Here is a 21,861-nt window from a genome sequence, read left to right as displayed (position 1 = left end):
CGGATAAATTTGCATCAAAAGCGGTCAAAAGAGCACGTTATTTCTACAGTTCTCTGAATTTATCTGCGAAAAGAGCCACTTTTTCCCAATTGGTGTACTCCACCTCTTTGGTCGTATCAGTTTCGCCACCCGTCATCGACATAATGAACCTAATCATAGTTCTGTCGAACCAGCTGTAACGTGGGTAATAAAGTGCACCAGCAAAAACACCGATTAGCGTTGGTTTCCAAGGCGACTTAATTAGGAACTTGCGAATGTAGGCACTACCTTCAGGTGTATCCTTTCCTTGGTCCTCTTTACGAGCGGTTAGGTTTACGCAGAAAAATGCCACTTTATTTTGCTCCAATTGATTGAGGTTTCGCTCAATAAACTGGTATAGCTTTTTATTAAGATGGCCATAGCGAATAGAGGCGCCTATCAATACTCTGTCGTATTGGCTGAAGTCAATCGTCTCGACATTATGTAAATCCACCAGCTCACAATCGAAGTCTGGAAGTTGTTCATCTATATAGTGGAGAATTTTTTTAGTCTGCCCTTCGCGGGAAGAGTATAGAAATAATGCTTTTGCCACGATTTCCCCTTAGCTACGCCAAAACGTCGGCGTAAGTAGAATAAGTAAGGTAAAGATTTCCAAACGACCAAACAGCATAGAAACTATTAATACCCATTTTGCTTTGTCGTTAACATCACCAAAGTGAAGCGCCACTTCTCCCAAGCCAGGACCGAGGTTGTTCAGAGTCGCAGCCACCGCAGAGAACGCACTGAGCTCATCCATTCCTGTTGCAATCAACCCCAACATACAAACCACAAATACCAATGCGTATGCGGAGAAGAAACCCCAAACCGCATCGACAACACGTTGCGGTAGAGCACTGCCACCTACTTTGATGGTGTAAACCGCGCGTGGATGGACTAAACGTTTTAGTTCACGCGCACCTTGTAAGGTAAGAAGCAGGATACGGATCACTTTCATGCCGCCGCCTGTTGAACCAGCACAACCACCTATAAAGGAAGAGAACAATAACAGCACAGGTAAGAAGAGCGGCCAATCCGCAAAACCTGTTGTCGTAAAGCCCGCTGTTGTGGATATTGATACGGTTTGGAACAGAGCCTGATCGAAAGCATCGTATGTCGATGTGTAAGAGTGATGTTTCAGTAATAATAGAAAGCAAATGATAAATAGCAGCACTTGAATAAACAAGAAGGCGCGAAACTCAGGATCTTTCCAGTAATACTTGGGATGTACGCCACCTGATGCAAATGCAGCAAAGTGCAGTGTGTAATTACATGCAGATATAAGCAGAAAAACCACCGTAATCAGGTTAATCGCGTAACTATCAAAGTATCCGATGCTGGCATCGTGGGTAGAGAAGCCGCCAATAGCAATGGTGGAAAAGCTGTGACTGATGGCGTCAAATGGCGTCATACCAGCTAACCAAAAAGCCGAAGCACAGGCGATAGTCAGGCTCAGATAGATGTACCAAAGCGCCTTAGCAGTTTCTGCTATGCGCGGCGTCACTTTAGTGTCCTTGACTGGACCAGGGATCTCGGCGCGGTAAAGCTGCATACCACCAATGCCAAGTACTGGCAAAATCGCCACAGCTAATACGATGATTCCCATACCGCCGAACCACTGCAGTAACTGTCGATAGAATAGAATCGCTTTAGGTAACTCATCCAAACCAACAATAACGGTCGCCCCGGTCGTCGTGAGAGCAGAAAACGATTCAAAAAACGCATCTGTCACTGAGACGTTCGGGTTGTCAGCAATGAGAAAGGGGATCGAGCCTGCACTGCCAAGTACTGTCCAGAATAAGACGACAATAAGAAAGCCATCTCGAGCTTTAAGCTCGTGCTTATACCTGCGGTTTGGGTACCAACAAACGGCCCCACAAAACAGCAGAACAAAAAATGTCGTGACAAAAGGCACACCAGCACCATCTCGATAGATCAGCGCAACGAGTGCTGGCGCAAGCATAGTGACACTAAAGAGTGCGAGCAGTAGCCCGACGATTCGAATAATTGAACGAAATTGCATGGATAAATTGACTAGCGAAGCTGTCCCTGTTGCTTCCTGTTTTTCATTATTGTCCGTCTAGCGGAGTGACAATTGCCTTTGCCCCGCTTTTATTGATGATTGCTTGGGTAAACGCGCTCACTTCTCGAAGCTCAATTTCCACCACTAATACGACCTGATCGCTGTATTCAGCCTCGACTTCTATCGCACCAAATTGCGGCATGATTGATTGTGCGATCGGCATAAACCCATAGTCTAACGTTAGTCTGAGCTTTGTGGTTATTTTTTTCTCAATAGTTTGAAGCAGCTTGAGCGCTTGTTGAACCCCACCCCCATACGCTTTAACCAAGCCGCCTGTACCTAACTTGATTCCACCAGAGTATCGCGTGACCACAGCCGTGATCTCCCCCACCCCAGATCCAGACAGCTGCGCCAGGATTGGTTTGCCTGCTGTTCCGGACGGCTCCCCATCATCACTAAAGCCCCATGTCATTGAATCTTCCGGGCGACCAGCAACAAAGCCCCAACAGTTATGTCTAGCATCAGCGTGTTTAGCTTTGATTTGATCAACAAATGCTTTTGCAGCTTCGATACTTGGCGTGTGCGCTAAATAAGTAATGAAGACGCTCTTTTTAATTTCTTCTTCAAATTGAGCGGGCTCTGCTGGAATAAGATAAGGCTTGTCATTCATAGGATTATGGATTCAGGTCTATTTGCCTGAAGTCTATCACGAGTGTGATTTACCCGTCGCATAAGATCTGCCATAGCGCACAATGTTAAACACTTGTTTAAAAAATGTATTGAAATTAGACAATCCACGATCCAAACTAACCTTACTGGTCAAACCAGAACAAAAATAAAACGACTTCCTCGATACCTATTTGCCGAGGTACACGGCGTCGTTGAAATAGGTATACAGACAATCCACGATTGTATGTCATGGAGATAGACAATGATTTACCAAGCCGAAACCCTACAGGTAAAGGAAATACAAGATGGTATTGCAGAGCTAAGCTTCTGCTCTCCAAAATCCGTCAACAAACTCGACCTAGCGACATTGGAATCGCTAGATAAAGCTCTTGATGCGCTCATTGCCCATCAAGGCCTCAAGGGGTTGTTGCTCACTTCAGATAAAGACGCATTCATTGTAGGCGCAGACATTACCGAGTTTTTAGGTCTGTTTGCTAAAACGGATGCCGAGCTCGACCAATGGCTGCAATTTGCTAATAGCATCTTTAACAAATTAGAAGACTTACCCGTTCCGACCATCTCAGTGATCAAAGGCCACGCTCTTGGTGGCGGTTGTGAATGTGTGCTAGCAACAGACATGCGTATTGGTGACAAAACCACCAGCATCGGCCTACCAGAAACGAAACTGGGAATCATGCCTGGCTTTGGTGGTTGTGTACGCTTACCTCGCGTTATTGGCGCAGACAGCGCAATGGAAATCATCACCCAAGGTAAAGCATGCCGAGCTGATGAAGCATTGAAAATTGGCTTACTCGATGCAGTTGTAGAGCCTGATGCTTTATACGAATCAGCACTACAAACTCTTAACTCTGCAATTAACGAGAAACTTGACTGGCAAGCACGCCGAGCACAGAAAACATCTCCGCTAACGCTGAGTAAGCTTGAATCAATGATGAGCTTCACCATGGCGAAGGGTCTGGTGGCACAAAAAGCAGGTCCTCACTACCCTGCCCCAATGACAGCCGTTATCACGATTGAAGAAGGTGCTCGCTTTGCACGTAATGAAGCGTTAGACATTGAACGTAAGCACTTCGTGAAACTGGCTAAATCGGAAGAAGCAAAATCACTCGTTGGCCTATTCCTTAATGATCAATACATCAAAGGCATTGCGAAAAAAGCAGCGAAGTCAGCAAGTAAAGACACGCAACGTGCAGCCGTATTAGGTGCAGGTATCATGGGTGGCGGCATTGCTTACCAATCAGCGCTAAAAGGTGTGCCAGTCTTAATGAAAGACATCGCGCAAGCGTCGCTCGACCTAGGCATGACTGAAGCATCTAAGCTGCTGAATAAACGCTTATCTCGCGGTCGTATTGATGGCTTTAAGATGGCGGGTATTTTAGCGTCAGTCACACCGAGCTTACATTACGCAGGTATTGAAAACTCTGATGTGATTGTTGAAGCTGTCGTTGAAAACCCGAAAGTAAAAGCAGCAGTTTTGAGTGAAGTTGAGTCCCATGTCGGTGACGACACCGTTATCACCTCAAACACCTCGACGATTCCTATCAACCTATTGGCAAAATCACTAAAACGCCCAGAAAACTTCTGTGGTATGCACTTCTTCAACCCAGTGCATCGTATGCCTCTTGTTGAGATCATCCGTGGTGAGCACACCTCTGATGAAACCATCAATCGTGTTGTGGCGTATGCTGCGAAAATGGGCAAATCACCAATTGTCGTTAATGACTGCCCAGGGTTCTTCGTTAACCGCGTATTGTTCCCATACTTTGGCGGCTTCAGCATGCTACTTCGTGATGGTGCTGACTTTACGAAAATCGACAAAGTCATGGAGCGTAAGTTTGGCTGGCCGATGGGACCGGCGTACTTGCTTGACGTAGTCGGCATTGATACCGCGCACCACGCACAAGCTGTGATGGCTGACGGTTTCCCTGAGCGTATGGGTAAACAAGGTCGTGATGCGATTGATGCACTGTTCGAAGCAGACAAATATGGTCAGAAAAATGGTAATGGCTTCTACAGCTACACCATAGATAAAAAAGGTAAGCCGAAGAAAACCTTCTCCGAAGCGATCTTACCGGTACTTGCTGACGTTTGTGCCGATAAGCAGGACTTTGACGATCAGACCATCATTCAACGTATGATGATTCCAATGATCAACGAAGTGGTGCTGTGCCTACAAGAAGGCATCATTGCCACTCCACAAGAAGCGGATATGGCACTGGTTTATGGTCTTGGTTTCCCTCCATTCCGCGGTGGCGTATTCCGCTATCTAGACAGCGTGGGTATTGCTGAATACGTTGAAATGGCAAAACAACACGCCGAGCTAGGTGCGATGTACCAAGTACCGCAAATGCTGATTGATATGGCGGCGAAAGGTGAAAGCTTTTACGGTGCACAACAGCAAGGTTCTATCTAAGGAGGGATTCTAAAATGACTAATCAAACAAGAAATGTTGTCGTAGTCGATTGTCTACGTACTCCAATGGGTCGCTCTAAAGGTGGTGCTTTCCGTCATACACGAGCAGAAGATCTATCTGCGCGCCTAATGAAAGGCATTCTTGCGCGTAACCCACAAGTGAACCCAAGCGAGATTGAAGACATCTACTGGGGCTGTGTACAGCAAACACTAGAGCAAGGCTTTAACGTTGCACGTAATGCGGCGCTGCTTGCTGGTCTGCCGATTGAAATTGGCGCCGTGACGGTGAACCGCTTGTGTGGCTCATCAATGCAAGCGCTTCACGATGGTACACGTGCCATCATGACTGGCGATGCTGAAATCTGCCTAATTGGTGGTGTTGAGCACATGGGGCATGTGCCAATGAACCACGGTGTAGACTTTCACCCAGGTATGTCAAAGAACGTAGCAAAAGCTGCGGGCATGATGGGCTTAACGGCTGAAATGCTTGGTAAATTACATGGTATTAGCCGTGAGCAACAAGACGAGTTTGCCGCTCGCTCTCACGCTCGTGCGCACGCAGCAACCGTAGAGGGTCGTTTTAAAAACGAAATTCTACCAATTGAAGGCCACGCAGCAGACGGCACACTGTTCACTCTGGATTACGACGAAGTGATTCGCCCTGAAACATCCGTTGAAGGTCTATCTCAACTTCGCCCAGTGTTCGACCCAGCAAACGGTACAGTAACAGCCGGTACATCATCGGCTCTGTCCGATGGTGCATCAGCGATGTTGATCATGAGCGAAGAGAAAGCCAATGAGCTTGGCTTGAAGATTCGTGCACGTATTAAAGGCATGGCCATTGCGGGCTGCGATCCTTCTATTATGGGTTACGGTCCTGTACCTGCGACGAAAAAAGCGCTCAAGCGTGCCGGTCTTTCAATTGAAGACATGGATGTGGTTGAGCTAAACGAAGCATTTGCCGCGCAGTCTCTGCCGTGTGCTAAAGACTTAGGCCTGCTTGATGTTATGGATGAGAAGGTCAACCTTAACGGTGGTGCGATAGCATTGGGTCATCCACTCGGCTGTTCTGGTTCACGTATCTCAACAACGTTGATCAACCTAATGGAAGCGAAAGACGCGAAATACGGTCTGGCCACCATGTGTATCGGTTTGGGTCAGGGCATTGCGACAGTATTTGAACGACCATAACAGTTCAAGACGTTGTTGTAGTGATCGAGCCAACAATCATAAGCAAATGAACTAATAATAAAATTTTTAGTATTACACTTAAGGGCGACAATTGATGTCGCCCTTTTTGTTTTACATCAAACATGCATGAAGAGCATACATTAAATGCTCAAGTTTCATTTTATTCATAGACAAAGAAGACATACACTTAGACCAGTTGATATCTTGCTGCATGTGACCCAGAGTCATGCTACCGCACAATCGGAGAACCTTATGTTTAATGCTCTAGTTCTAAATCAAGAAGACAAACGTACTATCGCTAACATCGAGCAAATCGATGAAACACAACTGCCTGAAGGCGACGTTCTGATTGACGTTGATTACTCATCGTTAAACTACAAAGACGGTCTTGCGATCACAGGTAAAGGTAAAATCATCCGTAACTTCCCGATGGTGCCAGGTATTGACCTAGCAGGTACGGTAGTAAGCTCAGAAGACGACCGCTACCAAGCTGGTGACAAAGTTGTCCTTACTGGCTGGGGCGTGGGTGAAAACCACTGGGGTGGTATGTCTCAGCGTGCTCGTCTAAAAGCGGATTGGCTAGTACCACTACCAAAAGGTCTAGACAGCAAGAAAGCAATGATGGTTGGTACTGCTGGCTTCACTGGTATGCTGTGTGTTCAAGCACTGCTTGATGCAGGCATCAAACCTGAAAATGGCGAAATCCTAGTAACTGGCGCAAGTGGCGGTGTAGGCTCAGTCGCAGTAACGCTTCTAGCACAGCTTGGCTACAAAGTTGCTGCAGTGACAGGTCGTGTAGAGAAAAACGGCCCGCTACTTGAAAAACTAGGTGCTAGCCGCATCATCGACCGTACTGAATTTGAAGAACCAGCACGTCCACTTGAAAAGCAAGTATGGGCAGGTGCGGTTGATACTGTAGGCAGCAAAGTACTGGCTAAAGTATTGGCGCAAATGGATTACAACAGTGCAGTTGCAGCTTGTGGTCTTGCAGGTGGTTTTGATCTACCAACCACAGTGATGCCGTTCATCCTACGTAATGTTCGCCTACAAGGTGTGGACTCAGTAATGTGCCCAACAGAGAAACGTATCGCAGCATGGGAAAAGCTGGTCGAGCTACTACCAGACAGCTACTTCGAGCAAGCGTGTACTGAAGTTGCTCTTGCTGAAGCACCGAAATATGCAGAAGACATCACCAACGGTCAAGTAACGGGTCGTGTGGTTATCAAGCTATAAACACTGACTCAGTGTAAACAGACGAAGAGCCGGCATTGCTGGCTCTTTTTTGTTAGCAGTTCAGTCCCATATCTTCGATACGTTTAGCTATCAGACGGCTACACTCTTCACGCACAATCGTTCTTAACCATTCTTGAGCGGGAGAATGCTCGCAACGCGCATGCCAAATCATCGAGTATTCAAACGGCGTGAATTGGAATGGTAACGGTTTCACCACCAAGTCATAACGCTCGGCAACCAGATACGCCAAGTCCGCTGGCACTGTGATGATAATTGGCAAGGTATCCATGATCGCCAATGCGGCTTCTAAATGATAAGCCCGCAGAACCATTTTACGCTTAGGTTTCTCCATCAAAGCTTGTTCGATCAGTGCCTTAACACCATCACTGATGGCGATCATGGCATGTGGATGACTCAGATAATCATCCAAGCTCATTTCTTTATCCGCTAATGGATGCTGTTTTGAAAGCATACACAGCACCCCCACTCGCCCCAACACTTCACTGCGTAGAGGCTCCACCGGACCTGTCGGGCGACAAATCGCTAAGTCTGCACCTTCATAAGTGAGCTGATCTGATAAACGGTCGTGTTGCAGTGGTAAGAAGTTGAAAGACACGTTTGGTGCTTCTTGGTAAATTCTCGGCAAAGCGAACGGTAAGATCGTTTGCATGGCATAATCGGTGGTCACGATGTTGAAAGTCTGTACGCATTGCAATGGGTCAAACTCAACCGGAGATAACAACTGACGTAAAGACTCTAATGGTTCGCCCAATGAGCGATCGATCTCTAACGCTTTCTGAGTTGGGATCAAATGCTGTCCCTGACGAGTAAACAGCGGATCTCCCAATAAGTCACGCAGACGACCAAGCACGCGACTCATTGCCGATTGACTCAGGTTCAGACGTGTTGCCGCCTTACTGACACTGTTTTCTTCTATCAGTACTCGCAACGCAACCAGTAAATTTAAATCTCGGCGATAGATGTCTTCCAGTTCCACGAATTAGCCACTTATTTTGTATGTGTTTGGGTAAATTGTACTCTTTAGGCAAAAAAAATCCCGCCTTTCAGCGGGGAAGCCCAAGAAAAATGGGGATAGTGTCGGAATGAAGTGTCGGTAAAAATAGGTGAGCGTTATTAAAAGCATTCTGATCCAAGCAAGAAGCGCTAATTTTCTTGCTCAGATGCGCCAGACCATCTGCGCATCTCGATCCAAATCCCAATAATAGTGGCAACCATGCCTACAAGAGGCGTCAAAGAGGTGTCAGCTGGCGTCCTGAGTACCAATGCACAAAACGAGATAAAACACAGCACTGAGTAAATCGTAAGTCTGTCTAACGCTGTTAACATTGCCTCTCCCTTGCCAGTTGTTACCAAATTGTTAATTCAAGGTAAAACAAAAAATTCGGTTTGCCAAGTGGTTATTGAATATTTTTTCAACGAAAGTAAAATTCAACGCTCAGTTAGTTACGAGAATCACACTATGAGCTTTAATCCTGAACTGGCAAACAAGACATTAGAGGCGGAAGGACTGCGCTGCCCAGAGCCAGTGATGATGGTCAGGAAGACAATTCGCAACATGCAAGATGGTGAGATTTTGCTGGTCAAAGCAGACGATCCATCCACGACTCGAGACATTCCGAGTTTCTGCCGCTTTATGGACCACCAATTAGTTGCGGCACAAACGGAGCAAGTTCCGTATCAGTACCTGATCAAGAAAGGATTGGAATAATCTGGTCGAACTAAAAACGGCAGCCAATATTGGCTGCCGTTTGTTTATTCGTCGTATTCAAGTGTGCGAACTTCTGATTGGAGCTTGTTAAGTTGTTTCTTCATTGCCCGCATCTCTTCATGCATAGGAATGATGTGAGCGACACGAATCCACGCTTCTACTGTCAATCCAGTAAGAACGAACGATCCTGCTACAATCGGTAACCACATATCAGTTAGCACCATCGCTAGTAAACACAGCACTAAACCAAAAGTGAATAAATAACTCTGACTCTTCGGGGACATCCCCATGTAACGTGTAAGCATAAACTTGCCCTCTCGCTATCATTCACACCATTAAACTACCATGACAAGTATGACACTTATATGTCATCCGTCACGCAACGGAACGATTTTGAGTCAGAGTTTGAACTCGCGCAGCACGCCACTAATGATTGATAACTCACATCATTTCACGTGTAAAAAATCAGAACAGTGCAGCCCCTATTGCCAGAGCAATAAACAAAAATGCGGTGATTTTACGGATTAGTCCTAAAGGCATCTTGTCGGCCGACAATTTACCAATCAGGACCACAGGAACATTCGCCAGCAGCATACCGATTGTGGTACCGATAATCACCAAACTTAACGCATCCGCGTATTGCGCCCCTAAGATGGAAGTGGCGATCTGAGTTTTATCGCCTATCTCCGCAACGAAGAACGCGATAAAGCTGGCAATAAATGGGCCTCGATTAGAAATCTGCTCGTCATCATCCAGTTTGTCCGGGATCAGAACCCAAGCCGCCATCGCGACAAAACTGACCACCAGCACCCACTTTAAAATCTCAGGTGATAGATAGTCTGCGACAACCACACCTAACCATGCAGCCAAAGCGTGGTTGGAAATAGTTGCCAAAAAGATTGCTGCAATAATTGGGATTGGTTTTCGGTAACGACTTGCGAGTAATAGAGATAGCAATTGGGTCTTATCGCCAATTTCTGCTAACGCTACAGTAGTAATTGAAATAGCTAAAACGCTCACGACATGCTCATTGGGGCAGGGATTATTATTTTTAACCGAAGACAAACCTCACGCCCCTACCCCGGTTCGTGATGATTTGTCTAAGGTCTTGCTAAACTTGAAAGGCTTCAAGTCTCGAACGCCATGGTGATTTTGCACCAATTATGTTGACGGACGAACCAGATGAAACAGAAACTTCATCAGGTAAGCTACTCCCCAAAGACAGGCGCAATTCTAGCCACCTTTGTTGCGCTTCTCAAGAGCCAAAGCAGGCAAAAACTCCCTTTTAGGAAAAATACAGCAGATAACGCGGTAAAAATTCATTAAAGGAGAAAATCGCCCACGAATTAATCAAGATTAGCTCTACTCCCATGCTCAATATCTGGTTATACTAGATTGTTAATTTATTCAACCGTAATTACTCTTTATCGCCGTTGTTAGAGTTGAAAAACTCGGCATAGATGACGAATTAACGAGTAACAAGAGAATCGCGCGAACCTGACTTATGCAAAAATACGATATCAAAACCTTCCAGGGAATGATCCTCGCGCTGCAGGATTATTGGGCTCAAAATGGTTGTACCATTGTTCAACCGCTAGATATGGAAGTGGGTGCGGGTACCTCTCACCCAATGACCTGTCTACGAGCGCTTGGCCCAGAGCCAATGTCGACAGCTTACGTACAACCTTCACGTCGTCCTACTGATGGCCGTTACGGTGAAAACCCTAACCGTCTTCAGCACTACTACCAATTCCAAGTAGCGCTAAAACCATCGCCTGACAATATTCAAGAGTTGTACCTTGGCTCCCTTGAAGTTCTTGGTATTGACCCTCTTGTACACGACATCCGTTTCGTAGAAGACAACTGGGAAAACCCAACACTAGGCGCATGGGGTCTGGGCTGGGAAGTTTGGCTAAACGGCATGGAAGTGACCCAGTTTACTTACTTCCAGCAAGTTGGTGGTCTTGAGTGTAAGCCAGTAACTGGTGAAATCACTTACGGTATCGAACGTCTAGCAATGTACATCCAAGAAGTAGACTCTGTTTACGACCTAGTTTGGAACATCGCACCAGACGGCAGCAAAGTGACTTACGGTGATATCTTCCACCAAAACGAAGTAGAGCAATCAACTTACAACTTCGAGCACGCAGACGTTGAATTCCTATTTGGTTTCTTCGAACAGTGTGAAAAAGAGTGTAAAGAACTACTTGAGCTTGAAAAGCCACTGCCACTGCCTGCTTACGAACGCATTCTAAAAGCTGGCCACGCATTCAACCTACTAGATGCGCGTAAAGCGATCTCAGTAACTGAACGCCAACGTTACATCCTACGCATCCGCAACCTGACGAAAGCAGTTGCAGAAGCATACTACGCATCGCGTGAAGCTCTTGGCTTCCCAATGTGTAAGAAAGAACAAGCGTAAGGGGTAGAGTAACATGGCAAAAGAATTTCTAATCGAGCTAGGTACAGAAGAGCTACCACCAACGCAACTTCGCACACTAGCTGAAGCATTCGCAGCAAACTTCGAAGCAGAACTAAAAGGCGCTGAGCTTGCTCACGAAGGCGTGAAATGGTTCGCGGCACCTCGTCGTCTTGCACTTAAAGTCGCAGCACTAGCAGACAGCCAGTCTGACAAAGTTGTTGAAAAACGTGGTCCTGCGGTTTCTGCAGCGTTTGACGCGGAAGGCAACCCAACAAAAGCGGCTCAAGGCTGGGCGCGCGGTTGTGGCATCACGGTTGACCAAGCAGAGCGCATGGTTACAGACAAAGGCGAATGGCTACTGTTCAAACAAGAAGTGAAAGGTCAGCCAACGTCTGAGATCGTCGTTGAACTTGCAGCGAAAGCACTAGCAAACCTACCTATCGCAAAACCAATGCGCTGGGGCAACAAAACGACTCAATTTATCCGTCCAGTTAAGACGCTAACCATGCTAATGGGCAGCGATCTAATCGAAGGTGAGATCCTTGGTGTCGCTTCAGACCGTACTATCCGTGGTCACCGCTTCATGGGTGAGCAAGAGTTCACTATCGATTCTGCTGAACAATACCCTGCGATCCTAGAAGAGCGCGGTAAAGTAATGGCAGATTACGAAGCGCGTAAAGCAATCATCCTAGCTGACGCACAAAAAGCAGCAGCAGCGGTTGGCGGTATCGCTGACCTAGAAGATGACCTAGTAGAAGAAGTAACGTCTCTGGTTGAATGGCCAGTAGTACTAACAGCGAAGTTCGAAGAAGAGTTCCTAAAAGTGCCTTCTGAAGCGTTGGTTTACACCATGAAAGGTGACCAGAAGTACTTCCCTGTTTATGACGAAAACAAGAAGCTACTACCTAACTTCATCTTCGTATCGAACATCGAATCAAAAGAGCCTCGTTACGTAATCGAAGGTAACGAGAAAGTAGTTCGCCCTCGTCTTGCTGACGCAGAGTTCTTCTTCAACACAGACCGTAAGCGTCCGCTTATCGACCGTCTGCCTGAACTAGAGCAAGCGATCTTCCAAAAGCAACTGGGTACGATCAAAGACAAAACAGACCGCATCACAGAGCTTGCTGGCTACATTGCTGAGCAAATCGGTGCTGACGTTGAGAAATCAAAGCGTGCTGGTCTACTAGCAAAATGTGACCTAATGACCTCAATGGTATTCGAATTCACGGATACTCAAGGTGTTATGGGTATGCACTATGCTCGCCACGACGGTGAAGCAGAAGAAGTTGCAGTAGCACTGAACGAGCAATACATGCCTCGTTTCGCAGGTGATGAACTGCCATCAAACGGTGTTTCAACTGCAGTTGCAATGGCAGACAAGCTAGACACTATCGTAGGTATCTTCGGTATTGGTCAAGCGCCTAAAGGCAGCGATCCATTCGCACTACGCCGCGCATCTCTAGGTGTACTACGTATCATCGTTGAATACGGCTACAACCTAGATCTTGTTGACCTAGTAGCGAAAGCGAAGTCACTGTTCGGCGACCGCCTAACCAACGACAACGTTGAACAAGACGTTATCGAGTTTATGCTTGGTCGTTTCCGTGCTTGGTACCAAGACGAAGGCTTCAGTGTAGACATCATTCAAGCAGTTCTAGCTCGTCGTCCGACGAAACCAGCAGACTTCGACCAACGAGTTAAAGCGGTTTCTCACTTCCGTGAACTAGAAGCAGCAGAGTCTCTAGCAGCAGCGAACAAACGTGTAGGTAATATCCTAGCGAAATTCGACGGCGAACTAGCAGCAGACATCGACCTAGCACTTCTACAAGAAGACGCAGAGAAAGCACTAGCAGAAAGCGTTGAAGTAATGACGGAAGCGCTAGAGCCAGCATTTGCTACAGGTAACTACCAAGAAGCCCTAAGCAAGCTAGCTGACCTACGTGAACCAGTTGATGCATTCTTTGATAACGTAATGGTAATGGCAGACGACGAAGCACTTAAGAAGAACCGTCTGACACTACTGAACAACCTGCGTAACCTGTTCCTACAGATCGCAGACATTTCTTTGCTTCAAAAGTAATTCATTACTCTTCGAAGTGATTAAGAAATAAGTAAAAGGGAAGCAGATGCTTCCCTTTTTTGTTGCCTTCAAACCGATGAAGGTGACGCTTATTATTCATTTTGTGAACAAGACTAAAATTTGTAGGGTGAGACGCGTTTAACTTGTTGGTGTAGAGCTCGGATTGTAGAGGCACAGTTTTGCTATAACTGGACTGTTTATTCGGGGGAAGGACACAATGAAAAAAACAATTCTCGCACTCTCTATCGGTCTACTGAGCGCCTGCAGCCAGATACCAGAAAATGCCATCGTATTAAACGTTGGTGATGACACTGCTGTTTTTGAGGAAAACTCACAAGGCTTACTTGTCGCTGAGCAAAAACTCGAAAAAGGCAGTTATACCTTTACCATTGCTGACAGCAAGCAAAGCTGTGGCAGTAGCTTTGCCCTAGCAGAAGAAGATCGCATCAAATTCAATCGTCCATTAAAAATGGATAATTGCGCCACTGATGCACAAATGCCGCTGCGCATCTTCAAAGCCAATACCTATCAATTTACGCTCAATCCAACCACCAACGAACTGACGGTAAAAATTAAACCAAAACAAAGTCAGGACATCACCTACTCTTGCCCTGTCGCAACTGACGCGCCAAAAACCATCAACGTTGCTCAAACCTTTAATGATGGCACTGTCGTTCGTGATGCCTTAACCGGACAAGAAGCCACAGTCGCCAATGGCAGCGTCACCATGCAGCCGGGTCCTATGAGCCAAGGTCTATTGCTGCTAGAAGAAGTTGAACAGCAAGCCGACAAACCGTTCAGCTGGGATAACGCAACAGTGTACTTCGTCATGACTGACCGCTTCTACAATGGCAACCCTGACAACGACAACAGCTACGGTCGCAGTAAAGACGGAAAATACGAGATTGGCACCTTCCACGGTGGTGACTTGGCGGGTCTGACGAAAAAACTCGATTACATCGAATCACTTGGTGTGAATGCTATCTGGATAACCTCGCCACTGGAACAAATCCACGGTTGGGTTGGCGGCGGCGATAAAGGCGACTTTAAGCACTATGGTTACCACGGCTACTATCACCAAGATTGGACCAAGCTTGATGCTAACATGGGTACCGAAAATGAACTCAGAACCTTCGTCGATACTGCCCATAAAAAAGGTATCCGCGTGATTTGGGATGTGGTCATGAACCACACTGGCTACGCAACATTAGCAGACATGCAGGAATTCGGCTTTGGTCAGCTTTACCTTGATGACCAAGAAGCCAAAGAAGTCCTCGGTGAAAAATGGACCGACTGGCAGCCAAAATCAGGACAAAGCTGGCATAGCTTCAACGATTACATCAAATACGGGGATAGCGAAGCGTGGGATAAATGGTGGGGCAAAGGTTGGATCCGCACCGACATTGGCGATTACGATGCGCCGGGATACAACGACATCACCATGTCTTTGAACTACTTACCGGATCTCAAAACCGAATCAACTCAGAAAACCGGACTACCAAACTTCTTCCGCAATAAAGACACCAATGCGCAAGATGAACTGCAAACCCCGCGTGAGCATCTGATTACGTGGTTATCCGACTGGGTACGTGACTATGGCATTGATGGCTTCCGCGTCGACACCGCTAAACACGTTGAAATGGAAGCGTGGGCAGAGTTGAAAGCCAGCACCACTCAAGCCCTTGCCCAGTGGAAGCAAAACAATCCAGACAAAGCACTAGATGACCTGCCATTTTGGATGACAGGTGAAGTATGGGCACACAGCGTGGTGAAGAGCCCGTATTTCGACAACGGCTTCGACTCCATCATCAACTTCGAGTTCCAATCTGATGTAGCACCAAAAGCGCTGAAGTGTTTCGCTCAACTTGATAATGATTACCGCCGTTATGCAGAACGCATCAATACCGATCCTGAGTTCAACGTGTTGAGCTACCTGTCTTCACACGATACACAACTGTTTTGGTCAGCGCGCAGCCGCAGCTTTGATGACCAAGCACGTGCAGCAAATGCACTGATGCTGGCTCCCGGTGCAGTACAAATCTATTACGGTGATGAGATAGCTCGTGATTTTGGCATTACTGGTTCAGACGCCCACCAAGGCACACGCTCAGATATGCCATGGGATAAGATTCATGGCGAGCGAGAAGATCTACTGAAACATTGGCAAAAGTTGGGTGAATTCCGTAAACGCCACCCAGCAGTTGCTCAAGGTAAGCACATCACTCGCAACCAAGAAGGTTACTACGCGTTTGAACGCCAATACCAAGACGACAAGGTGTTGATTGTTTACACCGGTGAGTAAATCACACTCTCTCCACCAGCAAGGGAAGCATAAGCTTCCCTTTTTTATTGTTCTTTTTGCCATTTAGTCTCGTCCCTCTGGTCTGATGACACACTTTTTTCTTTTTCGGCTTAATTCACACTTTGCGTTAATTACACATTGAGGTAAGGTCAAGGATTACTCGATAAGCCGATAAAACATCGGCATAAACATACACAAAGCAATCACAATGAATTAGGTATAAGTCAGCATGCAGTTCTCAAAGTTTGGTGAAAAATTTAATCAGTATTCAGGTATTACGCTGTTAATGGACGATTTGAATGATGGTCTGCGCACACCAGGTGCCATCATGCTCGGTGGAGGTAATCCTGCCGCCATTCCTGCCATGCTCGATTACTTTCACCAAGCCAGTGAGGAAATGCTCGCCAGTGGGGAGCTCGTCGCCGCCCTCGCCAACTACGATGGCCCGCAGGGTAAAGACGCGTTCGTCAAAGCGCTAGCTCAGTTATTCCGTGAAACTTACGGCTGGGATATTTCAGAAAAAAACATCAGCCTAACTAACGGCAGCCAAAGTGGCTTCTTCTACTTGTTCAACTTGTTGGCAGGTAAACAGCCAGATGGTTCGCATAAGAAAGTGCTACTGCCTATCGCACCTGAGTACATCGGTTATGGTGATGCAGGCATTGATGAAGATATCTTTATCTCTTACCACCCAGAAATCGAGCTGTTAGATAACGGTCTGTTTAAATACCACGTCGATTTTGAGCAGCTAACCGTCGACGACTCTGTTGCGGCAATCTGTGCATCTCGTCCAACCAACCCAACGGGTAATGTACTGACAGACGAAGAAGTACGTAAGCTGGACAAGCTAGCACGTGAGAACAACATCCCGCTGATCATCGATAACGCCTACGGTCTACCTTTCCCGAACATCATCTTTGAAGATGTCGAACCGTTCTGGAATGAAAACACCATCCTATGCATGAGCCTATCTAAACTTGGCTTGCCAGGTGTGCGTTGTGGGATTGTGATTGCGAGTGAAGAAATCACTCAAGCATTAACCAATATGAACGGCATCATCAGCCTAGCTCCAGGCAGTGTTGGGCCTGCGTTGGCAAACCACATCATTGGTAAAGGCGATCTGCTTAAACTGAGTTCAGAGGTGATTAAGCCGTTCTACAAGCAGAAGTCGCAACGTGCGGTTGAACTGCTCCAACAAGCAATTACCGATGAGCGATTCCGCATCCACAAGCCGGAAGGCGCTATCTTCTTGTGGTTATGGTTTGATGAACTGCCAATCACAACAATGGAACTGTACCAACGCTTGAAAGCGCGTGGCGTATTGATTGTCCCTGGTGAATATTTCTTTATTGGTCAGCAAGACGAGTGGGATCACGCGCACCAATGCCTGCGTATGAACTACGTTCAAGATGATGAGATGATGCAAAAAGGCATTGCGATTATCGCTGAAGAAGTGGAAAAGGCTTACCGCGAAGGTAAATAGACGGATTGAACTCAGCCGTTCTTCTCTTTGAAATTACGGCTTTGAAATAGCGGATTTGAAAACCCCCAAACTAAAAAGAGCGCCCATATGGCGCTCTTTCTCATTCTATAACCGGGTGGTTAACTGATTAGTTGTTCTCAATCAGGTTGTTGCCACCGATAGCAATCTTACGTGGTTGCATGGCTTCAGGGATTTCACGAACTAAATCGATATGAAGCAGACCGTTTTCCATTGATGCACCCACGACTTTTACGTAATCCGCTAGCTGGAATTTACGTTCAAAATCACGTTCTGCAATACCTTGGTAAACGTAGTTTTTGCCTTCTTCTGCTTTACGTTCGCCCTTCACAATCAACATGTTTTCGTTTTGAGTCAGATCGAGCTGTTCTTCAGCAAAGCCAGCAACGGCCATAGTAATACGGTAGTTGTGCTCGTCTTTTTGCTCAATGTTGTATGGAGGGTAACCGCCAGAAGTATTTTTCGCTGTATTCGCTTCCATCAGGTTTAGCAGACGATCAAAGCCAATTGCATTACGGTATAGTGGTGAGAAATCTACATTACGCATAAATCTATCCTCTTAATTAAGCAATAGTCTTAGTTCAGATGAGTTCAATCCTACTGGCGTGTTTATGCAAAAACCAACGCCGAACTAAGAGATTCTTATCATTCCACTGGCCTTGGTTTGGCTCGGAGACATGATATTGAATCTAAAGGTTTAAGTTGTGTGCTAAAACGCCATATCCTCTTCTGAGCGATCTCGTTTTAGCGATTTCAGAGGGCTGGTCTTCTAGTCTCTAGCAAGCCAGTCACCCTCTTCATAACTAGATATAAGGTCGTCAAAAATGACTTTCAAGGGAAAAAACAAAAAATTTTTAAAGCATCCACTATCCCCTTGAACAGCTTAGTTCCTCATCACTTCGCGATCAGTGATAAAAAGCCCGCCGTTCTGGAGGGCTCAATCTACACTTTACTTGCGGGAGGATTTACGCGCTTTTACAACGCCCTTTTCTGCCGCCTTTTCCTGCTTTAGTTTGCGCTTTTCTTTTAGACTCAACTGCGGTTGTTTCTTTTCTTTCTTACTCATGACTTCACCTCTATTTATTGGCACAACAGACAACCACACAGCATTTTCTGAGCTGGTGGTTGCGATTGATGAACAATTTCAGTAATCACAAAGCAGCGTCGCTGATTAAAAATTTCCACTTCGAGCGCATCATTTTTAGCTCGACCTAATAGTCGAGCCCCCAAATAAGAATCGACCGCGAGCATACCTGTCATGGGTTGCCCCTTGCGCGAGCTGACCAATGTCATGCGATATTGATAGGCGCGTTCAACATCCACTAAGCGAACCGTGTCCCCAACCGCAATACGAGTTCGGTTACGGCAATGGGCTTGTTGCTCGCAGGTTTCAAATAACGATAACAACCTTAGTGGTGATTGATAGGTTAAAAAGCGACTGGTTAACCACCAAGTTCGCAGCGCCAAGCAGTACGCTGAGAACCAGCGTTCAAACATGATTATTTCCTTCTTAATGCCTTGTCTTACAAATAAATTCAGTGCATTGAACCGGAAGTGCATCACTTCCGGCTTAGTTCAGGAAAGTCATCACCATTTTCTTAGTCTCCTTATTCATCAGCTCTTCAGCACTATAGCGAGCAGAAAAAAGAAAGCAAAAACGCTCAAGCGAACAAAATGGCGAGAAAAAAAGAAAACAGAAATAAAATGGCAGGCTTGATCGGGTTGTTGGCAGTTAGTACCAGAAAAACATCCGCTTTAGCAGAAAGTGGCGATTTTAGCTGGTGGTAAAACAAAAAAAGCAGCGATTTCTCGCTGCTTTTTACTATCACGAACAGTGTCGTTATACGTCTAGGTTCGCTACTTTCAGTGCGTTCTCTTCGATGAAGTTACGACGAGGTTCTACTTGGTCACCCATTAGCGTAGTGAACAGTTGATCTGCGCCTACCGCATCTTCAATCGTTACCTGCATCATACGACGAGTTTCTGGGTCCATGGTGGTTTCCCAAAGTTGGTCTGGGTTCATCTCACCTAGACCTTTGTAGCGCTGACGGCTTAAGCCACGCATTGACTCTTTCACTAACCAGTCAAGCGCTTCTGCAAAGTTTGCCACTGGCATAGTACGCTCACCACGTTTGATGTACGCGCCTTCTTCCAGAAGTCCATCAAGTGCTTCTGATAGATCAGCCAACTTGCCGTACTCTTTCGAGTTTAGGAAGTCGATGCTAATTGCATGTTCGTGCGTCACGCCGTGAGTACGAACCACAATCTTAGGCAAGTTTAAGCCTAGCTCTTCGTGCTGCTCAACTTCGTAGCTGTACTGGCTTGCACCCACTTCTTTCGCATTCAGCTGTTCAATAAGCTGCTTCGTCCACGCTTCCACAACTGATGCGTCATGGCATTGCTCTGGCGTTAGGCGAGGAGTGTAAATCAACTCGTTTACCAAAGCACTTGGGTAACGACGGCTCATACGTTCCGCCAGTTTAATACCCGCATTGTACTGTTGAACAAGCTTCTCTAGTGCTTCACCAGCCAATGCTGGTGCTTCTGCGTTTACGTGTAGCGATGCATTGTCCAGAGCCAATGATACTTGGTATTGGTTCATCGCTTCTTCATCTTTGATGTACTGCTCTTGTTTGCCTTTTTTCACTTTGTATAGTGGTGGCTGAGCGATGTACACATAGCCACGCTCAATAAGCTCTGGCATTTGACGGTAGAAGAAGGTCAACAGTAGCGTACGGATGTGCGAACCATCGACATCGGCATCGGTCATGATGATGATGTTGTGGTAACGAAGCTTGTCCGGGTTGTACTCGTCACGACCGATACCACAACCTAGTGCGGTGATCAGTGTTGCTACTTCTTGAGAAGATAGCATCTTGTCGAAACGTGCTTTTTCTACGTTAAGAATCTTACCTTTTAGCGGTAGGATTGCTTGGTTCTTACGGTTACGGCCTTGTTTTGCGGAGCCGCCTGCCGAATCACCCTCCACTATGTATAGTTCAGAGAGTGCCGGATCTTTTTCCTGACAGTCTGCAAGTTTACCTGGAAGGCCAGCTAGGTCTAGTGCACCTTTACGGCGCGTCATTTCACGAGCTTTACGCGCTGCTTCACGAGCACGTGCTGCATCGATGATTTTCGAACAAACCATCTTCGCTTCTGTCGGGTTCTCAATCAAGAACTCAGACAGTTTTTCACCCATTGCAGACTCAACAGCTGATTTCACTTCAGAAGAAACCAGTTTGTCTTTTGTTTGGCTTGAGAACTTAGGATCAGGCACTTTCACCGAAACAACCGCAGTTAGACCTTCACGCGCATCGTCGCCTGAAGTCGCTGTTTTCGCTTTTTTCGAGAAACCTTCTTTATCCATAAAGCTGTTCAATGTACGTGTTAGCGCAGCACGGAAACCAGCAAGGTGAGTACCACCATCACGCTGTGGGATATTGTTGGTAAAGCAGAAGATGTTCTCTTGGAAACCATCGTTCCATTGCATCGCCACTTCAACTGAAATGCCGTCTTCACGCTCAGAGTTAAAGTGGAAGATTTTTTCGATGATTGGCGTTTTGTTGGTGTTTAGGTGATCAACGAACGCTTGAATACCACCTTCATACATGAAGTGATCATGTTTGTCCGCTTCACGTTCATCAACCAATTTGATCGACACACCAGAGTTCAGGAATGACAGTTCACGCAGGCGTTTCGCCAGAATGTCATAGTGGAACTCAGTGTTAGAGAACGTCTCGGCACTTGGCCAGAAACGAATTTGTGTACCGGTTTTATCCGTATCACCCACAACGGCTAGTGGCGCTTGAGGCTCACCATGGCGGTAGGTTTGCGTATGGATATGGCCACCACGATGAATCGTTAGCTCAACTTTCTCTGATAGTGCGTTTACTACTGAAACACCTACCCCGTGAAGACCACCCGATACTTTGTATGAGTTATCGTCGAACTTACCACCCGCGTGAAGAACCGTCATAATTACTTCTGCTGCAGAGACATTTTCCTCTGAGTGGATTTCTGTTGGAATGCCACGACCATCATCGCTAACGGAAACCGAGTTATCCTCATGAATTGTCACAACGATGTCTTTACAGTGACCTGCCAACGCTTCATCAATTGAGTTATCCACCACCTCGAAAACCATGTGGTGAAGGCCGGTGCCGTCGTCCGTATCGCCGATGTACATTCCTGGACGCTTACGTACCGCATCCAGACCCTTCAGTACCTTAATACTCGATGAATCGTAATTTTCAGACATGAGTT

18 protein-coding genes are annotated in these 21,861 nt (G+C 46.4%); 8 read left to right on the top strand and 10 right to left on the bottom strand.

The features are described from left to right. Positions 1-43: 43 nt before the first annotated feature. The 3 genes from hemG to R7093_RS20850 are packed head-to-tail and all read right to left on the bottom strand — an operon-like array spanning position 44 to position 2,708. Positions 44-571 (bottom strand): menaquinone-dependent protoporphyrinogen IX dehydrogenase, encoded by a 528-nt coding sequence (gene hemG, locus R7093_RS20860; protein WP_005378894.1) that lies wholly within the window; start codon positions 569-571, stop codon positions 44-46. Positions 572-580: 9 nt separating this feature from the next. Continuing rightward, positions 581-2,038, bottom strand: a complete 1,458-nt coding sequence (locus tag R7093_RS20855; RefSeq protein WP_005378893.1) for a TrkH family potassium uptake protein — start codon at positions 2,036-2,038, stop codon at positions 581-583. A 46-nt stretch (positions 2,039-2,084) separates the two neighbouring features. Then, the gene (locus R7093_RS20850; RefSeq protein ID WP_047102557.1) at positions 2,085-2,708 is read right to left on the bottom strand and encodes a YigZ family protein; all 624 of its coding nucleotides are present in this window, start codon (positions 2,706-2,708) and stop codon (positions 2,085-2,087) included. 261 nt (positions 2,709-2,969) lie between these two features. On the opposite strand from R7093_RS20850, the gene fadB reads away from it, so the two are divergent. The 3 genes from fadB (at position 2,970) to R7093_RS20835 (ending at position 7,564) form a co-directional block, all read left to right on the top strand. Then, positions 2,970-5,141 (top strand): fatty acid oxidation complex subunit alpha FadB, encoded by a 2,172-nt coding sequence (gene fadB / locus R7093_RS20845; RefSeq protein ID WP_047102558.1) that lies wholly within the window; start codon positions 2,970-2,972, stop codon positions 5,139-5,141. 14 nt (positions 5,142-5,155) lie between these two features. Then, on the top strand, positions 5,156-6,331 hold the full coding sequence (gene fadA / locus R7093_RS20840; protein ID WP_006743176.1) for an acetyl-CoA C-acyltransferase FadA: 1,176 nt from the start codon (positions 5,156-5,158) through the stop codon (positions 6,329-6,331). A gap of 252 nt (positions 6,332-6,583) precedes the next feature. After that, positions 6,584-7,564 (top strand): MDR family oxidoreductase, encoded by a 981-nt coding sequence (locus R7093_RS20835; RefSeq protein WP_005378882.1) that lies wholly within the window; start codon positions 6,584-6,586, stop codon positions 7,562-7,564. A 52-nt stretch (positions 7,565-7,616) separates the two neighbouring features. On the opposite strand, the gene R7093_RS20830 is transcribed toward R7093_RS20835, so the two are convergent. Both R7093_RS20830 and R7093_RS20825 read right to left on the bottom strand, forming a co-directional pair. Further along, a complete protein-coding gene (locus R7093_RS20830; RefSeq protein ID WP_005378881.1) occupies positions 7,617-8,561 on the bottom strand; it encodes a LysR family transcriptional regulator in 945 nt (314 codons plus the stop codon). Between the two features lie 167 nt (positions 8,562-8,728). Further along, positions 8,729-8,911: a hypothetical protein gene (locus R7093_RS20825; RefSeq protein ID WP_005378880.1), complete on the bottom strand. Its 183-nt coding sequence runs from the start codon at positions 8,909-8,911 to the stop codon at positions 8,729-8,731. A gap of 133 nt (positions 8,912-9,044) precedes the next feature. Here R7093_RS20825 and tusA point away from each other — a divergent pair, with 133 nt between their 5' ends. Further along, a complete protein-coding gene (tusA, locus tag R7093_RS20820; RefSeq protein WP_005378879.1) occupies positions 9,045-9,293 on the top strand; it encodes a sulfurtransferase TusA in 249 nt (82 codons plus the stop codon). Between the two features lie 44 nt (positions 9,294-9,337). On the opposite strand, the gene R7093_RS20815 is transcribed toward tusA, so the two are convergent. Both R7093_RS20815 and R7093_RS20810 read right to left on the bottom strand, forming a co-directional pair. Next, on the bottom strand, positions 9,338-9,598 hold the full coding sequence (locus tag R7093_RS20815) for a hypothetical protein (protein WP_047102559.1): 261 nt from the start codon (positions 9,596-9,598) through the stop codon (positions 9,338-9,340). A gap of 160 nt (positions 9,599-9,758) precedes the next feature. After that, positions 9,759-10,313: a TMEM165/GDT1 family protein gene (locus R7093_RS20810; RefSeq protein ID WP_047102560.1), complete on the bottom strand. Its 555-nt coding sequence runs from the start codon at positions 10,311-10,313 to the stop codon at positions 9,759-9,761. 484 nt (positions 10,314-10,797) lie between these two features. On the opposite strand from R7093_RS20810, the gene glyQ reads away from it, so the two are divergent. The 4 genes from glyQ to R7093_RS20790 all read left to right on the top strand — a co-directional run bounded on the left by glyQ (position 10,798) and on the right by R7093_RS20790 (position 17,580). Further along, a complete protein-coding gene (gene glyQ, locus R7093_RS20805; protein WP_005383818.1) occupies positions 10,798-11,715 on the top strand; it encodes a glycine--tRNA ligase subunit alpha in 918 nt (305 codons plus the stop codon). A 13-nt stretch (positions 11,716-11,728) separates the two neighbouring features. Next, positions 11,729-13,795, top strand: coding sequence for a glycine--tRNA ligase subunit beta (gene glyS, locus R7093_RS20800; protein WP_005378875.1), 2,067 nt, complete (start codon positions 11,729-11,731; stop codon positions 13,793-13,795). Positions 13,796-14,012: 217 nt separating this feature from the next. After that, positions 14,013-16,097: an alpha-amylase gene (locus tag R7093_RS20795; protein WP_047102562.1), complete on the top strand. Its 2,085-nt coding sequence runs from the start codon at positions 14,013-14,015 to the stop codon at positions 16,095-16,097. A gap of 229 nt (positions 16,098-16,326) precedes the next feature. Next, entirely contained in the window at positions 16,327-17,580 is a 1,254-nt protein-coding gene (locus tag R7093_RS20790; protein ID WP_047102563.1) for a valine--pyruvate transaminase, read from the top strand. Between the two features lie 127 nt (positions 17,581-17,707). Here the strand turns inward: R7093_RS20790 and R7093_RS20785 are convergent, their stop codons facing one another. From R7093_RS20785 to gyrB, 3 genes are all read right to left on the bottom strand, one after another. Further along, entirely contained in the window at positions 17,708-18,145 is a 438-nt protein-coding gene (locus R7093_RS20785; protein WP_005378857.1) for an Hsp20 family protein, read from the bottom strand. A 533-nt stretch (positions 18,146-18,678) separates the two neighbouring features. After that, positions 18,679-19,095, bottom strand: a complete 417-nt coding sequence (locus R7093_RS20780; RefSeq protein ID WP_047102564.1) for a GreA/GreB family elongation factor — start codon at positions 19,093-19,095, stop codon at positions 18,679-18,681. Positions 19,096-19,438: 343 nt separating this feature from the next. Beyond that, positions 19,439-21,856 carry a DNA topoisomerase (ATP-hydrolyzing) subunit B gene (gene gyrB / locus R7093_RS20775; RefSeq protein ID WP_005378841.1) on the bottom strand — a complete coding sequence of 806 codons (2,418 nt, stop codon included), beginning with the start codon at positions 21,854-21,856 and terminating at the stop codon, positions 19,439-19,441. Between the last annotated feature and the right edge of the window lie 5 nt (positions 21,857-21,861).

Source organism: Vibrio sp. 1580 (assembly GCF_033340055.1).
This window is presented reverse-complemented; position numbering and strand designations above follow the sequence as displayed.

What these genes read in the sequence shown, in the direction of transcription:
- R7093_RS20855 (WP_005378893.1), bottom strand. Translation starts at nt 2,038, where the DNA reads ATGCAATTTCGTTCAATTATTCGAATCGTCGGGCTACTGCTCGCACTC.
- R7093_RS20850 (WP_047102557.1), bottom strand. Translation starts at nt 2,708, where the DNA reads ATGAATGACAAGCCTTATCTTATTCCAGCAGAGCCCGCTCAATTTGAA.
- fadB (WP_047102558.1), top strand. Translation starts at nt 2,970, where the DNA reads ATGATTTACCAAGCCGAAACCCTACAGGTAAAGGAAATACAAGATGGT.
- fadA (WP_006743176.1), top strand. Translation starts at nt 5,156, where the DNA reads ATGACTAATCAAACAAGAAATGTTGTCGTAGTCGATTGTCTACGTACT.
- R7093_RS20835 (WP_005378882.1), top strand. Translation starts at nt 6,584, where the DNA reads ATGTTTAATGCTCTAGTTCTAAATCAAGAAGACAAACGTACTATCGCT.
- R7093_RS20825 (WP_005378880.1), bottom strand. Translation starts at nt 8,911, where the DNA reads ATGTTAACAGCGTTAGACAGACTTACGATTTACTCAGTGCTGTGTTTT.
- tusA (WP_005378879.1), top strand. Translation starts at nt 9,045, where the DNA reads ATGAGCTTTAATCCTGAACTGGCAAACAAGACATTAGAGGCGGAAGGA.
- R7093_RS20815 (WP_047102559.1), bottom strand. Translation starts at nt 9,598, where the DNA reads ATGCTTACACGTTACATGGGGATGTCCCCGAAGAGTCAGAGTTATTTA.
- glyQ (WP_005383818.1), top strand. Translation starts at nt 10,798, where the DNA reads ATGCAAAAATACGATATCAAAACCTTCCAGGGAATGATCCTCGCGCTG.
- glyS (WP_005378875.1), top strand. Translation starts at nt 11,729, where the DNA reads ATGGCAAAAGAATTTCTAATCGAGCTAGGTACAGAAGAGCTACCACCA.
- R7093_RS20795 (WP_047102562.1), top strand. Translation starts at nt 14,013, where the DNA reads ATGAAAAAAACAATTCTCGCACTCTCTATCGGTCTACTGAGCGCCTGC.
- R7093_RS20790 (WP_047102563.1), top strand. Translation starts at nt 16,327, where the DNA reads ATGCAGTTCTCAAAGTTTGGTGAAAAATTTAATCAGTATTCAGGTATT.
- R7093_RS20785 (WP_005378857.1), bottom strand. Translation starts at nt 18,145, where the DNA reads ATGCGTAATGTAGATTTCTCACCACTATACCGTAATGCAATTGGCTTT.
- R7093_RS20780 (WP_047102564.1), bottom strand. Translation starts at nt 19,095, where the DNA reads ATGTTTGAACGCTGGTTCTCAGCGTACTGCTTGGCGCTGCGAACTTGG.
- gyrB (WP_005378841.1), bottom strand. Translation starts at nt 21,856, where the DNA reads ATGTCTGAAAATTACGATTCATCGAGTATTAAGGTACTGAAGGGTCTG.